The sequence below is a fragment of the Siphonobacter sp. BAB-5385 genome, assembly GCF_002261125.1.
Lineage (GTDB): Bacteria > Bacteroidota > Bacteroidia > Cytophagales > Spirosomataceae > Siphonobacter.
In genome coordinates, this window is the sequence record NZ_NMPS01000033.1 from 35,018 (window position 1) to 50,752 (window position 15,735).

The 15,735-nt window shown below is 48.3% G+C and carries 14 protein-coding genes and 1 pseudogene; 11 read left to right on the top strand and 4 right to left on the bottom strand.

From position 1 onward, the window contains the following. Nucleotides 1-28 precede the first annotated feature (28 nt). The 3 genes from BWI93_RS02905 to BWI93_RS02915 all read left to right on the top strand — a co-directional run bounded on the left by BWI93_RS02905 (nucleotide 29) and on the right by BWI93_RS02915 (nucleotide 2,664). Complete coding sequence (locus BWI93_RS02905) at nucleotides 29-529, top strand: septal ring lytic transglycosylase RlpA family protein (protein WP_094808669.1); 501 nt, start codon at nucleotides 29-31, stop codon at nucleotides 527-529. Nucleotides 530-856: 327 nt separating this feature from the next. Further along, complete coding sequence (locus BWI93_RS02910; protein ID WP_094808682.1) at nucleotides 857-1,762, top strand: DUF58 domain-containing protein; 906 nt, start codon at nucleotides 857-859, stop codon at nucleotides 1,760-1,762. Nucleotides 1,763-1,824: 62 nt separating this feature from the next. Then, nucleotides 1,825-2,664: a sugar phosphate isomerase/epimerase gene (locus BWI93_RS02915; RefSeq protein WP_094808670.1), complete on the top strand. Its 840-nt coding sequence runs from the start codon at nucleotides 1,825-1,827 to the stop codon at nucleotides 2,662-2,664. Nucleotides 2,665-2,700: 36 nt separating this feature from the next. Here the strand turns inward: BWI93_RS02915 and BWI93_RS02920 are convergent, their stop codons facing one another. Next, nucleotides 2,701-4,140: a redoxin domain-containing protein gene (locus BWI93_RS02920; protein WP_094808671.1), complete on the bottom strand. Its 1,440-nt coding sequence runs from the start codon at nucleotides 4,138-4,140 to the stop codon at nucleotides 2,701-2,703. 133 nt (nucleotides 4,141-4,273) lie between these two features. Between BWI93_RS02920 and BWI93_RS02925 the strand changes: the two genes are divergently transcribed. Beyond that, entirely contained in the window at nucleotides 4,274-4,996 is a 723-nt protein-coding gene (locus tag BWI93_RS02925) for a YdcF family protein (protein ID WP_176454110.1), read from the top strand. A 66-nt stretch (nucleotides 4,997-5,062) separates the two neighbouring features. Here BWI93_RS02925 and pfkA read toward each other — a convergent pair whose 3' ends face one another. Next, nucleotides 5,063-6,037, bottom strand: coding sequence for a 6-phosphofructokinase (gene pfkA / locus BWI93_RS02930; RefSeq protein ID WP_094808673.1), 975 nt, complete (start codon nucleotides 6,035-6,037; stop codon nucleotides 5,063-5,065). A 311-nt stretch (nucleotides 6,038-6,348) separates the two neighbouring features. Here pfkA and BWI93_RS02935 point away from each other — a divergent pair, with 311 nt between their 5' ends. Further along, nucleotides 6,349-7,899: a DUF5723 family protein gene (locus tag BWI93_RS02935; protein ID WP_102200872.1), complete on the top strand. Its 1,551-nt coding sequence runs from the start codon at nucleotides 6,349-6,351 to the stop codon at nucleotides 7,897-7,899. Between the two features lie 46 nt (nucleotides 7,900-7,945). On the opposite strand, the gene BWI93_RS02940 is transcribed toward BWI93_RS02935, so the two are convergent. Next, entirely contained in the window at nucleotides 7,946-8,284 is a 339-nt protein-coding gene (locus BWI93_RS02940; protein WP_094808675.1) for a hypothetical protein, read from the bottom strand. Between the two features lie 12 nt (nucleotides 8,285-8,296). Further along, complete coding sequence (gene hslU / locus BWI93_RS02945; RefSeq protein WP_094808676.1) at nucleotides 8,297-9,694, bottom strand: ATP-dependent protease ATPase subunit HslU; 1,398 nt, start codon at nucleotides 9,692-9,694, stop codon at nucleotides 8,297-8,299. 287 nt (nucleotides 9,695-9,981) lie between these two features. Here hslU and BWI93_RS02950 point away from each other — a divergent pair, with 287 nt between their 5' ends. The 6 genes and pseudogenes from BWI93_RS02950 to BWI93_RS02970 all read left to right on the top strand — a co-directional run bounded on the left by BWI93_RS02950 (nucleotide 9,982) and on the right by BWI93_RS02970 (nucleotide 15,395). Further along, the gene (locus BWI93_RS02950; RefSeq protein WP_094808677.1) at nucleotides 9,982-10,335 is read left to right on the top strand and encodes an MmcQ/YjbR family DNA-binding protein; all 354 of its coding nucleotides are present in this window, start codon (nucleotides 9,982-9,984) and stop codon (nucleotides 10,333-10,335) included. 150 nt (nucleotides 10,336-10,485) lie between these two features. Then, complete coding sequence (locus tag BWI93_RS02955) at nucleotides 10,486-10,812, top strand: hypothetical protein (protein WP_094808678.1); 327 nt, start codon at nucleotides 10,486-10,488, stop codon at nucleotides 10,810-10,812. 269 nt (nucleotides 10,813-11,081) lie between these two features. Next, a pseudogene (locus tag BWI93_RS28455) lies at nucleotides 11,082-11,276 on the top strand (peptidoglycan glycosyltransferase); the annotation flags it as partial. 104 nt (nucleotides 11,277-11,380) lie between these two features. Next, the gene (locus tag BWI93_RS02960) at nucleotides 11,381-13,051 is read left to right on the top strand and encodes a penicillin-binding transpeptidase domain-containing protein (protein WP_255157690.1); all 1,671 of its coding nucleotides are present in this window, start codon (nucleotides 11,381-11,383) and stop codon (nucleotides 13,049-13,051) included. Nucleotides 13,052-13,058: 7 nt separating this feature from the next. Beyond that, nucleotides 13,059-14,369: a rod shape-determining protein RodA gene (gene rodA / locus BWI93_RS02965; protein WP_255157691.1), complete on the top strand. Its 1,311-nt coding sequence runs from the start codon at nucleotides 13,059-13,061 to the stop codon at nucleotides 14,367-14,369. A gap of 99 nt (nucleotides 14,370-14,468) precedes the next feature. Beyond that, nucleotides 14,469-15,395 carry an ABC transporter ATP-binding protein gene (locus BWI93_RS02970; RefSeq protein ID WP_094808681.1) on the top strand — a complete coding sequence of 309 codons (927 nt, stop codon included), beginning with the start codon at nucleotides 14,469-14,471 and terminating at the stop codon, nucleotides 15,393-15,395. Nucleotides 15,396-15,735 lie beyond the last annotated feature (340 nt).

The window sequence follows — 15,735 nt, forward strand, 5'->3', positions numbered from 1 at the left end:
GTTCTTTGAACCACAAAACGAACTGCCTATGAATATATGGACACGTAGAGCGGTAACAGCAATGTTACTGAACTTAAGTATATTGCCCTGTATCGCTCAGGCTCATTATTCGGTGTATTACAAGAAATACCCTCCAGTCAAAAAACCACTGGGGAAAGAATATCGGGGTCGGGCTACTTACTACGGTAAACAGTACTTTGGTAGAATCACCGCCAGCGGCGAACGTTTAAAAAATGGTACGTGTGCACACAAAACCTTACCATTTGGTTCAATGGTGGAAGTGACTAATCTCAAAAATGGCCGTAAAACCATCGTCAGAGTAATTGATCGTGGGCCATTCGGAAAGAATCGCGATATAGATCTTTCCTTTGATGCCGCAAAAAAATTGGGTATGACTCAAGCCGGCGTCGCACAAGTAAACCTTAGGGTAGTGGGTACAAACGGTATCGTTTTACTCCGACCCAACAAATATCTTCTCGAAGATAACGCCACGATTACCGCCAGGGCGGACATGGCAGCACTAGAGTAGATTTTAGGGAGGTACAACAAAGAGTGTACCATTACATGTTTCAGCGGCAGCTTTTCTTAACCGCAAGCTTCGTTCAGTGGATAGAGATAACTGGTTCAGTCTCTAAAAGCTTTCCGGAGGTTGCGGTTCTTTTTTTGCCCATACTTAAAAGATTTTTAGCTGCTCTCCCTAAACATTACCCGCTTTTTCCGTTATTCATTTAAGGTTATAAGAATAGTTACTGGCCAAGGTTGAAAATCACTTGGGAAATGAAAGCTATCCCTTGTAAGTAAAAATAGCTTGCCGGATCTGATTACGAATCTCCTAAACCTTAATCACTCGTACCGCATGGCCCTGGATCTTACCAAAGCCCGAGAATACGGAAATATTGAATTTCTGGCCCGACAAATGGTGGAAGGCTTCATCACGGGTTTGCATAAATCGCCTTTTCACGGCTTCTCGGTTGAATTTGCTGAACATCGCCTGTACAATACCGGTGAAAGTACCCGGCACGTAGATTGGAAAGTATACGGCAAAACCGACCGTCTATATACCAAACAATACGAAGAAGAGACGAACCTTCGCTGTCATCTGTTACTCGATACGTCTTCTTCCATGTATTATCCCGAAAAAACGAACGGGAAAATTACCTTTAGTATTCTGGCGGCGGCGGCACTGGCGTACCTGCTCCAAAAACAGCGGGATGCCGTTTCCTTAACCACTTTTTCGGAAGGCGTAGAAGTGCAATTGCCAACTCGGTCGACGGCCTCACACATCCACAAGATTTTTCTGCAATTACAACAACTACTCCAGCAGCCCAAACCCAACCGTAAATCTTCCGTGGCGGAAGTGATTCACCAGATTGCCGAGCAGGTTCACCGCCGCTCGCTGGTCGTTATTTTCAGTGATATGTTCGATGACATTGAAAATTCGGATAAGCTCTTTTCGGCCCTACAACATTTGAAGCACAATCGGCACGAGGTATTGCTCTTTCACGTCAGCGATCGCCAGACGGAAGAAGAATTTGCCTTTGAAGAACGGCCGTACGAATTCATTGACCTCGAAACGGGCGAGCGGGTTCGGGTGCAGCCGGGGCAGGTACGGGACTATTACCGAAATGCCATCCAGAAATTTTATTACGATCTGCGGATGAAATGCAATCAGTATAAGATTGATTTTATTGAAGCAGACATCTCTAAAGGTTTTGATCCGATTTTATCAGCGTATTTGGTGAAACGCTCCAAAATGCGTTAGCCAGGGACAAGGGGCTGTTCTGTCGTCTTTATACCTGATCCGTTCTTTTTACTTTCTAAACCATGATTCGAAAGTTAATCCCGCTTTTAGCACTCACGGCCTTTTCGGCCTTCGCTCAAAAACCATCCACGCCCCAAAAGCCCGGAATGGTTTCGTACACCTATCGTCACAGTTTCCAGCGGGATGTAGCCGCTACGCTGGATACCATCAAAGCTTTGGGCATTACGGATATGGAGTTTTCCAATCTGTTTGGCCGTACGGCTCAGGATATTCGAAAATTGCTGGACGAACGGGGAATGCAGTGCTCCTCGTTTGGGGTAGGGTACCCCGACTTTCTTAACAAAACGGCGGAAGTGGCCCAGAACGCCAAGACCCTGGGAGCCAAATACGTACGTGTCGCCTGGATTCCGCACGAAGGACCGTTTACGCTGGCCATAGCGGAAGAAACCGTAGCCAATTTTAACCGGGTAGGCAAAATCCTGAAAGAAGAACACGGCCTGACTTTCTGCTACCATAATCACGGATTTGAGTTTGAGCCGTACGAAAAGGGTACCTTGTTTGATTACATCGTTCAGAAAACGGATCCTAATTACGTAAGCTTCGAAATGGATATTCTCTGGACGTATTTTCCCGGGCAGGACCCCATACAATTGTTAGAGAAGTACCCCAAGCGTTTCAAGCTCATGCACCTGAAAGATTTACGCAAAGGGGTGCAGGGTAACTTATCCGGCGGTACACCCGTCGAAAACGACGTAGCACTCGGGACGGGGCAATTACCCTTACCGGCCATTATGAAAGCGGCGAAAAAAACCAGCATTCAACATTATTATATAGAAGACGAAAGTCCGAACATTAAAACCCAGGTGCCCCAGACAATCGCGTATCTGAAAACGCTGAAATAAAAAAAGAGCAACTGTCGTAACAGTTGCTCTTTTCATTTAGGATTTTTTCTTGGCCTGCTGATTCAGCATAAACTCAAAGTAATTTTCGAGTTCCTCGGCGGGAATCTTCCGGGCAATAATTTTTTTGTCTTTGTCCAGTACGTAAATGGTTGGCGTCGCCTGGGCATCAAAGGTTTTCAGGTAATCCGTATAGTGAACGGTCTGGGCTGTCTTGGCATCCTTATGGATATCGATGACGTTCGTGAACTCCTGAATCTTGTACTCCTGAATGAACTTTCGCCATTCCTTCGGATCACGTCGTAAATCCGTTGCGTAAATCTTCACACCCCGGTTTTTATACTTCTGATAGAAGGCTTTGAGTTTCGGCATGGAATCCCGGCAGTGTCCGCAGTCATCCGAATAAATGAATACAATCGTGTAGTTCGCCTTGAGGTCGTGTAGATTCAGTGAGCGGCCTAGAGTATCCGTCTGATACATGTTCGGGATGGTTTTTCCAACCAACAGAGGCTTCAAAATGGCAATCCGGTTTTTGAAGTTGGTCACCGTACTGGAATCCCAAAGGGCAGGTTCGCCCACGTAGTACTTCTCGCCCATGTGTACAAAAAAGCCATCTACGCCCAGCACTTTCGATTGTTCGTAACGACTCGTCATCCAGTAAGCCAGATACCGACGCATTTCCGTTCCTTTAGCCCGGCTCATGATTTTATCGGCTTCCTTACTCAACGAGTCGGGAGACTGATACACCAGATTTTCGAAGAAATTTTCCAGTTTTTGCTGGAGAAAGGGTGTCCGCAGGAGTCGTTCGTCACTCAGATCAATGCCATCGAAGTAATGATTTTTATAATAGCGGTACGCAAAGGTAGAATCCGGACGGCCGTTGGGCAGGAGTGGGGCCGGGGGGATTTCCGGTTCGGCAGCGGCTTTGAACAACTGGGCCGTAAACGAGCCCGCGTGCTCCCGAATGAATTTCTTGCGATACTCCGTCAATTCTTTTTGAATCGCTTTTACTTTAGCCGCTGCGGTTGGATCTGATTGAGCCGTTTGCCGTAATTGCTGTAAGGGTTCGATCCGGCTTTGCATCTGATGGTTGAAAGCGTAGAAAAGTTCATTTTCCATGGATCCTACCGCTTTCATATGCTTGGGCGGATTGCCCGCCGCAACACTTTCCTTATCCGTAATCAGCTCAAAGTCCTGATCGGCATCGACAATTAAATCAAACAGTTTCCACTGCGAGATGGAAATGACGTACAGCCCTTCCGGTAGTTTTTGGGAACCGGTGAAAATGACATTGCCCTGAGCATCGGCCTTTGCCGTATCCTGTACGAAAAACTGACCACTGCCGAGGCCCGTATAGTAGGCCAGATAGCAGGTGCTATCACGTAAACCCTGAATACGGGCCGTAATTTTATAGCCGCTTTGAGCCGACAGGGTATACGCTAAAAAACTAAGTAAAAAGGTAAAGCAATAACGAAGCATAGAAGAATACAGATTGTCATTCAAAGGTAAGGTTTCACGCCTAAAGTTGCCGACCTTTGGCCGCCATCTTACAAACGTTTAAGTACAGCTATCTATGTTTTTTTTACTTTCTAAAATTTTATTTTATCTATTGATGCCCATCACCTTTCTGGTGTATGGATTAGTGATAGCTGCTTTTTCAAAGTCACCCCGCCGGAAACAATGGGCTATCTGGACAACGCTGGCCTGGCTGTTTGTAAGTAGTACTGATGTTACAACGAACGAATTGGCCCTAGCCTGGGAATATGCTCCTGTAACCTTGAAAGCGGATGAAAGCTATGATATCGCCGTTATATTGACCGGCGGAATAACGGGTAATAAAGATGGAAAAGTATTTTTTGGTAACTCTGCTGACCGGATTCTGCAGCCTTTACTTTTATACAAAGAAGGAAAAGTAAAGAAAATTCTCATCTCGGGAGGATCAGGTATATTGTCCGCTCAGGCTGATTCTACTTCAGAAGGCAAAGCAGCGGCTCAGTTACTACATATTTCAGGAGTGCCCCAGTCGAATATTATGTTGGAAGGAACGTCCCGCAATACGAGAGAGAATGCTACGCATACGGCTCGAATGCTTGGTAATAATAAACCGAAAATACTGCTGGTGACTTCAGCGTTTCATATGCGTCGGGCGGTCGGCTGTTTTCAGAAAGAAAATATACAGGTAACCCCTTATCCAACGGACTTCTTTGCCTCCGAGCGGCAAACCGCCTGGGATTACTTTCTGGTACCTAAAGAATACAACCTGTTGTGTACCTACCGCATCGTACACGAGATGGTAGGTTACGTGGTATACTGGGCTCTAGGGTACCTTTCCTAGGGTAAAAATGATAGAGTAAAGAGTCGAAAACAAAGATTCTCCGCTCTATACTCTATCATCCTTACCCTAAGAAAGAATATGCACCATGCGTAACAGATCGTCGGAGATGGGCTTATCCTTGGTAATACATTCAATAAAGGGTGTATACACCAGACGATTGTTTACGATACCCGTCATGACGTTTTTCTGACCACGGAGCAAACCTTCAATGGCACCCAGGCCCAGACGGCTAGCTAAAATGCGGTCGTACGCAGAAGGAACACCGCCCCGCTGAATGTGCCCAAGGGTCGTGACCCGAATGTCCACTTCAACGTCAATACTTTTCTTGATTTTTTCGGCAATTTCGGTAGCCCGGCCTTCTTTTTCTCCTTCTGCAACGACTACGATGGAAGAAGACTTCTTCTTCACAAAGCCCTGCTTCAAAGTTTTAATGACGGATGAAACGGGTTCAGAAAGATCTTCCGGTACCACCACAAACTCAGCTCCACCGCCAATACCCGACTGAATGGCGATGTAACCCGAATCGCGGCCCATCACTTCGATGAAAAATACGCGGTCGTGCGAATCAGCCGTATCCCGAATTTTGTCAATCGCGTCGAGTGAAGTATTTACGGCCGTATCGTACCCAATGGTATAATCCGTTCCGTACAGATCATTATCAATCGTACCCGGAGCACCTACCGTTGGAATTTTAAACTCATTGAAGAAAATCTCAGCTCCGGTGAAAGTACCATTTCCACCGATGGCTACCAGCCCTTCGATCCCTAAGGCTTTCAGGTTCTCGTAAGCCTGCTGGCGGCCTTCAGCCGTAGTAAAGCGACGCGAACGGGCGGACTTCAGAATAGTGCCTCCCCGTTGAATTATATTAGAGACATCGCGGGATGTCATCGGATAAATATCACCTTCGATCATGCCGCTGTACCCCCGCCGAATACCAAATACTTCAACTTTGTGGTACATGGCACCCCGTACGACCGCCCGAATGCAGGCGTTCATGCCTGGAGCATCTCCCCCGGAGGTAAACACTGCAATACGCTTCATATTTGTGGTCAAACCCTGTTAGATTATTTTGGTTACAAATGGGATTACGGAACTTTTGAGCAGGCCCTCGTAAACTCGATGCAAATTTACAGCTTCTTTGGATCGATTGGCTTTATGAACTTCAAAAATCAAAGAGTTCATGGTAATTTAATAAGATTCAATCTTATTTTCCATGTTTTTACGTACATAGGGGCACACTTTATCAGTTATTTTTCGAAAATTTGGCGTATCCTTCCATCTTAAATAAATCCAATAAACATTTATCATTATCGTACTAAAGGAGAAGGGTGAAGACCCTTGGGGAAACCCGTATGAAGAGAGTAATCACAATTGTTTCCATACTTTTAGGTGGAACTGCGTCTGACGTTTCAGCTCAGTTTTTGTTAGGGCAGACGGGCAGCAACTACGCAGGCATTCACGGGGTATACGCCAACCCGGCCTCGGCCGTGGATACCCGTTACAAAGTACATATTCACTTAGCCGGTTACGAAAACTATCTCTATAACAACTACCTGGTCTGGGAGGCTCCGTATTCGCCGATTGCCATGCTGACGAATACGGTTTCTTCCAAATACCGGGGGCCCAGCAAAGGAATCATCTTCCGCGATCAGGAGTACCTAAGAGAAAAGCTCAACGGTCGCGATAAGCACCTGCGGGCTGGGGGTGAAGTGCGAGGACCGGGTGTACTAATTACGTTAAACGAGAAAAATGCTCTTTCGTTTAATACGCGTATTCGGGCTGGAGCGGCTCTAACGCATACATCTCAATCGGTTGCTCAGTTAATCAAAAACGGAACAACGATAGGAAGATCCATTGAACCTGAGGACTTTGGTACGCATCTGTACGCGAATACCAACGGTATGGTCGAGCTTTCGGGAAGCTACGCCCGCGTGATGTACGACGAAGACGAAGATTTTGTGAAAGTGGGTGTCACCGTGAAACGCGTCATTGGTTTGCACCAGGGCCATATTCTGGGTCGGAATATTGACTATGAATATGTTCAGGACCCAACGTATGCTACCGAAGCCGCCGTTCGTCTTAAGTCCGTAGATGCTCAGTACGGAATCACGAATGAAGGGGCTTTCCAAAGCGTCAGCTTTTCACCGGTCTGGCTGTTGGGAAACGCTCCGGCGGGTAGCGGCTGGGGAGCTGATCTGGGAATGGTTTATGAATATCGTCCGGACGTTCGGAAGTACTCGTACCGGGATCGATACGGGGTACATCGTGACGCAAGCAAGAATAAGTACTTGTATCGGATCAGTGTATCCTTACTGGACATAGGACGAATTCTATACAAGAATCCCAATTACGTGGAAGCGTATAAACTACAGCGGCGGGATGCCATTCTGGCGGAAGATAACTTCACGGGGATGCAGGGAATTGATGGCTTTATGTTGGGTTTGAATCAAACCCTCAATCCTTCCGAAAACGAACGGATTGCGGCTTACCGTACCGCTCTGCCCACCCGTTTGCAGGCAAGCATTGATTACAATGTCAAGGAAAAGGTATACGTCAATGCCATGCTCATGCAGGGATTTGTCTCCAATAAACGGGCTGCTTTCACCATGCCCTCGGTTCTGGCTGTAACGCCCCGGTACGAAGGAAAATGGGTAGAAGTGGCCATGCCGGTCGCCTTGACCGATAATTACAGCCGACTGGCTCTGGGCCTGGGGGCCCGCCTGGGTATTGTTTACTTCGGTTCGGACAATCTGCTTTCCACCCTCAATATCGGTAATCCTAAAGGGGTGGAATTTTATTTCGGTGCCCAGATTCCTATTTACCAGAAAGCTCCGGAATCGAATCTGAAATGTTATCCGCAACGGGAAAAGCGAGGCTTATTTGGATTTTTGAAGAAGAAATAAGTACTGAAACGAAAAACCCCGGACTAAGCAGTTCGGGGTTTTTCGTTTAACTCTTGATCATTCCGATGCCAATCAGCAGCAAGCCCGATCCCAGCAACAGAAAAAAACCAGGAGCCAGCCAGGTAGCCAGCGGAGCATCAACGCGGGACTGGCCGGGTTTGTCGAGGGCGTAGCGGATGGGCAGTGACCGTCCCTGTAAATTGGTGCGGGTGATGCGTAAAGCATAACTCTGACCCGCTACTTCATAAACGATCCGGCCGTCTTCCACCTGGCCAAACGTGCGGCCCGTGGTTTTCATCCAGCTCCGACGTTTCTGTAAGACGGTCCAGCCAATGAGAAAGGCAATGGCTCCAATAACCGTAACGATAACTCCAAAAACTACCATTCAATCAATGGATTAAAGAATATATTGACTCAGATCGCGATTCTGTACCAGTCCTGCCAGACGCTGTTCGACGAGTTCTTTCGTGACTACCACCTGAGCATTCGGTCCGATCTGATCGGGAATGTCAAACAGAACGTCGTTCAGCAATTGACTGACTACCGTTTGCAAACGACGGGCTCCAATATTTTCAACTTCCGTATTCAACTGGAACGCCACTTCGGCCAACGCATCCAGGGCTTCTTCGTTAAAAGACAAACCTACCGATTCGGCCTGTAACATGGCTTCGTACTGGCGGGTCAGGGCGTTCCGGGGTTCTTTCAGAATCCGCACGAAATCGCTCTTGGTCAGCGGCTGTAACTCGACCCGAATCGGGAAACGGCCCTGTAACTCCGGAATCAGATCGCTGGGTTTAGAGACGTGGAAAGCCCCCGCGGCAATGAACAAAATGTGATCCGTATGAATAACCCCGTATTTGGTATTCACCGTCGAACCTTCCACAATGGGCAGTAAGTCCCGCTGAACGCCTTCCCGCGATACGTCCGGACCCGAACCGCCACTTTTGGCGGCGACTTTATCAATTTCATCGATGAAGATAATGCCCAGGTTTTCGGCTTTCCGAATGGCCTCTTCCTTCACTTCATCCATATCAATCAGCTTGGCTGCCTCTTCGTCGAGCAAAATCCGCTTTGCTTCGCCAATGGTTACCTTCCGCTTTTTGCGTTGTTTAGGCATCATTCCCGAAAGCATTTCCTGGATGTTCATCATGGAACTTTCGTCAATGGGACCACCCATCACGCCAATGTTGGGCGAGGTACTTTGCTGAACGTCGATTTCAATTTTGCGGCTGTCCAATTCACCCGTACGGATTTTTTCGCGGAAACGCTCCCGCGTTCGTTCGTTGAGTTCCGCATCGGAGGCATTTTCGGGCGAAACGCTAACGGAGGACGAATGAAAACCCGTGGGTTGTTTAACCGGCGGAATCAGGGCATCAAGGATTACTTCTTCTACGGACTGAGCCGCCCGTTCTTTCACGGACTCTTTTTTAGCCGCCCGTACCATGTGGATGGCCTGTTCCACCAGATCGCGTACCATGCTTTCCACATCGCGGCCCACGTAGCCCACTTCCGTAAATTTGGAAGCTTCCACTTTGGTAAAGGGAGCATCGGCAAGCTGGGCAAGCCGGCGGGCAATTTCGGTTTTTCCGCAACCCGTAGGCCCAATCATCAGAATATTGTTGGGCATGATTTCCCGCTGCATTTCTGCGGCAGCGTTCATCCGCCGCCAGCGATTCCGCAGGGCAATGGCCACATTTTTCTTCGCTTCGTGCTGACCAATGATGTATTTATCTAATTCCGCCACGATCTGACGGGGGGTAAGAGCTTCGAGACTTTTGGCTTCTCCGGGAGTCATAGATGAATTTCTGTAAAACGGTACATTCCTGGCCAGTCAAATGGGATACACAGGAAAAATCAACAAAAGTGTCAGTAAACCAACGAAACAGGTGTAGCTGACAAGATGACAACGTCACATAACGAATCGGCAACCAGTAACCTATACAAAGATGGTACCACAAGCCTGATTCTAATAAACCGTGCGGGCTGACAGGCCGAAGAAGGTGTAATTTTGGCGGTATCTTGTCAGGCCATCGGACGGGATACCGTCTGACCATACGTCATTTTTCTAAACCTGTTTTTCATATGGCTGTCCGTTACGATACCGTTCGTAGTCTGGCCCTGGAATACCCGCACGTAACCGAAGGACTTGCCTATGGAACACCTTCGCTTCATCTAGGCCGCAAATTACTCGGTCGTTTGCAGGAAGACGGCCAGACACTGGCCATAAAGCTGAATCCCGAGGAACGGGAAACGTATCTGGAACAGGCTCCTGATACATTTTTTCTGACGGATCATTACCGAAATCATCCCGTCATCCTGGTAGATTTGACGCTGGTGCGATTGGAAGATGTGGAGCTGCTGCTAGAGAAAGCCTGGCGGTTTCTGGCTTCAGCCCGGCAAGTGAAAGCGTACGGACAGAGAGTAGGGAAGCAATAAATTGACCCTCAGGGGTTAAACGTAAAATTTTTAACATCTGTTGTAGCTGATCTTACCGCATGCCAGCGTTTATTAAACGTATACGTTCAGCAAGCTGGATGTAATGGAGCATACCAAAATCAGATTTCATACCCCTTTATCGCTCTGCTTATGAGAAAGTATACTTGGATGGCTTTACTTGGGTTAGCTCTAGGCGGTTTTTCTTGTCAACGGGCAGCCTTAGATCCCACTTACAAGCCGGTGCTTTTTGTTATGAAAGAAGGCGATCAATGTCTGATGCTTACGGAAGGGCAAGCCTGGCCCGGCACCCCGTTATTTGACCCGAAGCAAAAGGTGCAGTACTTGCTGGATAATCAGCCCACGGAGAATACGCAACTTTTAAAAGAGTTGTTAGCCCAACAGCAAATCAGTAAAATCATGGTTGGAGAGTCCCCGCGAAAAAAAGAAAAAATGATAGCGTTTACTACCAGGCCCTAAGCTCGAATCAACAAAGAAATGCAGGCTATGTGGAAGGTCTTTCCCGTCACGAGAAAAGACAAAATCAGTACACGGTCGTTGCTGATGAAACGACGAGTCTTTGGTTGGACAAAATATCTTCCTTCACGGCGGCGTTAGGGCTAAAGCAAGTCCTCGCGTCCCCCTGTATTAATTTTTACTTAGGATTGAACTTTCTTTTTGGCGAATCCTTTAAAAACTACAAATTTTGTAGGGAGAATCGTTTGATTTAGAGGGCTTGTCGGGGAAATATGCAAGAAGTCAAAAAAGGAATTATACAAGGAGTAGTGATACTGGTGGCCCTGATCTATCTGGCCAAATTATTTTATCTACAGGTGATTGACGAAGGCTACTCGGAGGCAGCCGTTAGCAATGCGATTGAACAGGTCGTGCAGATTCCCTATCGCGGTCAGATTTATGACCGAAAGGGAAATCTGATTGTCTACAATACGCCGACGTACGATTTGTTTATCACCCCCAAAAAGCCCGCATTCCGGATACACTCCGTTTGTGTAATTTGCTGGGTGTTACCAAAGTTCAGTTTGACAGTATGTACAACGTGGCGAAAACGTATTCCAAGTTTAAGCCTTCCTTGTTCATGCGTCAGCTCTCCGTCGAGGATTTTGCCCGTATTCAGGATGCCATGGTGGATTATCCTGGTTTCACGTTCGAAACCAGTGCGTTCCGTACGTACAATACATCGGCTCTGGCGAATACACTCGGGTACGTAGCGGAGGTAAGCCCCAAACAACTGGAAGATCAGGAAGAACGCGGTGAAAATTACTACCGCCAGGGGGATTATATCGGACAGAGTGGTCTGGAGAAGCAGTACGAGGAAACACTGCGGGGTCGTAGGGGGATGAAGTACATCATGAAAGACGTACACGGCGTAGTGAAAGGGCCCTGGAAAGGGGGAGCGGCGGACATCGTTCCCGTTGCTGGAAAGAACCTGTATACTTCGCTGGACGTGGAATTGCAGCAATACGCGGACAGTTTGTTTCAGAACAAGTCGGGCAGTCTGGTGGCGATTGATCCCAGTACTGGTGAAATTCTGGCCATGGTATCGGCTCCCACGTACGATCCGAAAATGTTATCGGGACGTAACTACTCCAAAAACTATGCTCGCCTTGCTCTGAATCCATTCAACCCCCTGCTCAACCGGGCCTTGCAGGGTACCTACCGACCGGGTTCTACGTTTAAAACCATCGAAACGCTGGTGGGTTTGCAGGACGGAGCCATTACACCCGGTACGGTTCTGGGGCACTCAGGGATTCGTATGAACTGTCACTGCGGCAGTAGTTCAAGTACGCTGCACCGGGCCATTCAGATGTCCTGTAACCCGTATTTCTACCACGTCTTCCGGCGAATCATTTACAACAACGACGAAACCAACGTTTTCAAAAAATCGAAAGTAGGATTAACCCGCTGGCACGATCGGGTTGCCAAATTCGGAATTGGACAAAAACTGGGCGTGGATTTACCCTACGAACGTAAGGGTCTCTTGCCGGATGTCGAATACTACAACAAACGTAACAAAGGCGAAAACAACTGGAAATTCTCCAACATCTATTCCGTAGGTATCGGGGAAGGGGAGTTGCTCGTTACACCGCTGAAACTGGCGAACGTAGCTGCGATTATCGCCAACCGGGGCTGGTACATTACGCCGCACCTGGTACGGGCCATTGGTAACCCCAAGGGCGATCCACTGCCCGAATTCAAGGAAAAACATTCAGTAGATATTGATTACCGGCATTTCGAGACCCTCATTGCGGGGATGTCAGACGCCGTTCGGGCGGGTACGGTGATGCGGGCTGCGTACATTCCGGATCTTGAAATCTGCGGAAAGACAGGAACCTCGCAAAATCCGAAAGGCCCCGCGGATAACTCTGTATTTATCTGCTTTGCTCCGCGTAATAATCCTAAAATCGCAATTGCCGCGGTAGTCGATTACGGAAAATGGGGAGGCACCACTTCGGCTCCCATTGCCATGATGGTGGCCGAGAAGTACATCAAGGGAACCGTTAGTCACAAAGGACTGGAGCGGGAACTGATGAACAAAAATCTCCTGTACCTGCCGCCGCCTTCTCCCAAGAAAAAGCCAACGCCTCTGCTGCCGAAAGACCGGATTCTGATTGTAGAAAATGGAAAAGTGAAATCGGTACCGACGACTAAATCAGCTTACCCCCAGTTTTCGGTATATGATTTCATTACGATGCAATAGGTAAGGTTTGAATCATCTTTTAAAGAATAAGAAATTGGCTTCCCGCGAGAATAGTGTTTTAAACCGACTGGACTGGATTACCGTAGCCCTGTATATAGCCTGCGTGGTGGTAGGCTGGCTGAATATCTACGCCGCTGTTTACAATCCCGAACAACCCATCAGTATTTTTAATTTCGATACGAATTCCGGGAAACAGCTGGTATTCGCGGGGTTTGCCGTTTTCATTATCATTGCCATTCTGGTGATTGATTACCGATTCTGGGAAACGTTCGCTTTTTTCATTTACGGATTCGTCCTGCTGCTACTGATTGCCGTACTCTTTCTGGGGGCGAATATCAAAGGTTCGCACTCGTGGTTTCGGATCGGACCGATCGGTTTTCAGCCCGCTGAGGTCGCGAAGATGGCCACGGCGTTAGCAATAGCGAAGTATCTCAGTACGCCCGGGACCAACCTTACCCGGTTCAAGGATCAGCTGAACGTGGGAATCTTCATGCTGATTCCGATGATTTTGATTCGAATTTCCGACGAAACGGGTCAGGCTCTGGTGATTGTAGGCTTGCTACTGATGCTGTATCGGGAAGGGTTGCCGGGGATTTATCCACTGATCATCATTGTGGCGGCAACGTTACTGGTTCTTTCGCTAACCGTCGAAACCCTGAACATTGCCATTGGACTGGCCGTTGTCGGGGCTTTAGTCATTTTTTTTCTGCCCCGTTACCAGCGAAACCGAAAGACCTATACGGCCATGGGACTCATTTACGTGGGTTGTATCAGCATGGTACTGGCGACGGATTTTATCATTAATGACGTGCTGGCTCCCCACCAGCGGTCCCGAATTGAAGTACTGATCGATCCCAACAGCCATAAACGCGGGGCGGGCTGGAACGTGATTCAGTCCAAAATTGCGATTGGTTCGGGAGGTATTTTCGGAAAAGGCTTCCTGCAGGGTACACAAACCAAATTTGACTTTGTACCCGAGCAAAGTACCGACTTTATCTTCTGTACTGTAGGAGAGGAGCACGGCTTTATGGGCAGCATACTGGTGATTGGCTTACTAATCGGGCTAATCCTGCGATTAATCATACTGGCCGAACGACAGCGTATCAAGTTTGCCCGCGTGTATGGCTACGGCGTTATCTCTATATTTTTCTTTCACTTTCTGGTGAATATTGGCATGACCATTGGGCTAATGCCCGTAATCGGGATTCCCCTGCCTTTCTTTAGCTATGGGGGGTCGAGTTTGTGGTCCTTCACCATTTTACTATTTATTTTCCTGAAGCTTGACGCTCAGCGTTCTCAAATTATGTCGCGGGTGTAAGTGTCCAACCGCCAGACCATGCCTTTTCGCCTTTCAGCCTAAAGTGGTGGGCGGGTTGACCGGGATCGGCGTATTTGGGAAGGATAACTTCCTACACCTATGCCGATCCTGCAAACCCACCAACTGGAATTTTACTTCCGCAAGGGCCAACCGATTGTTCGTCAGGTTGATCTTAGCGTACCCAAAGGCTCTATTTTCGGATTTCTGGGTCCGAATGGAGCCGGGAAAACGACTACCATTCGGCTCATACTCGGTTTGTTACGGGCGAGTGGCGGACGGGTGGAAATCTTCGGTCAGGAGCTGGAGTCCAACCGTTCCGAACTGTTTCAGAAAATTGGTTCGCTCATCGAGCAACCTTCCCTGTATCTACACCTGACGGGTGAACAAAACCTGGAAATTGCCCGTCGGTATACCCAGGTCCCTGCGTCGCGTATCCCGGAAGTACTCGCTATGGTAGGCCTACAGGCGGCGGCCCGGAAGCGGGCCGGAGCGTATTCGCTCGGTATGAAGCAACGCCTGGGACTGGCCATTGCCCTTCTGCATCAACCCGAACTGGTGATTCTGGACGAACCCACGAATGGCCTGGACCCCGCCGGGATCATCGAGATGCGGGAACTGCTGAAAACCCTCAATCGCGACCACGGCATTACCTTCTTTGTATCAAGCCACCTACTAGCTGAGGTGGAGCGGATGTGTACCCACGTCGGCATCATTCATCAGGGAAAGTTACTGTTTCAGGGAAGTATTGAAGAGCTGCAATCGGCTCAGGTACAGAAACGTAGCGTACAACTGGAAACTAATAATGTAGACCAGGCCGAGGCCTTACTCCGCCAGCAGTACTCTGTTCAACGGCTTGCCAATGGTAAACTTAGTATTCCCTTCGAAAGTAAATCGCAGGTAGCGGCTCTGAATCAGTCGCTGGTACTGGCGGGCTTTGAAGTCTACGAACTCAGCCTACAGGGAGCCGATCTGGAAGAGATGTTCCTGGAAATTACGGGGCCACTTCGTATGGAATCGCTGGTATAAAGTTGATTTTGAAGTTTGTTGATTCGGAGTTTCGTTATTTACCTAGACCGAGTTTGGTCCTCCTTATTGGCCGACTAGGAGCCCATGAGCCTTCCAGGCTGGACCCCTCCACGACTGACAACAGCCTGCTGTAAGGCCACCGCGTTGCGGCTGTCATAGGTCGTTCCGTTGCCATTCCATGGTGGCCCCCATGGAATGCTCATGGGCGGGAGAGATTTTCGTCTTCGGATGATTTATGTAGTTAATCATTGTTTGAAGTTTGCCGATTTCTACATGGGCGACTTAAACCCGGTCCCCGTCCTATCGTGAAAAACCGCCTTTTTCATCCGCAACGCGGTGG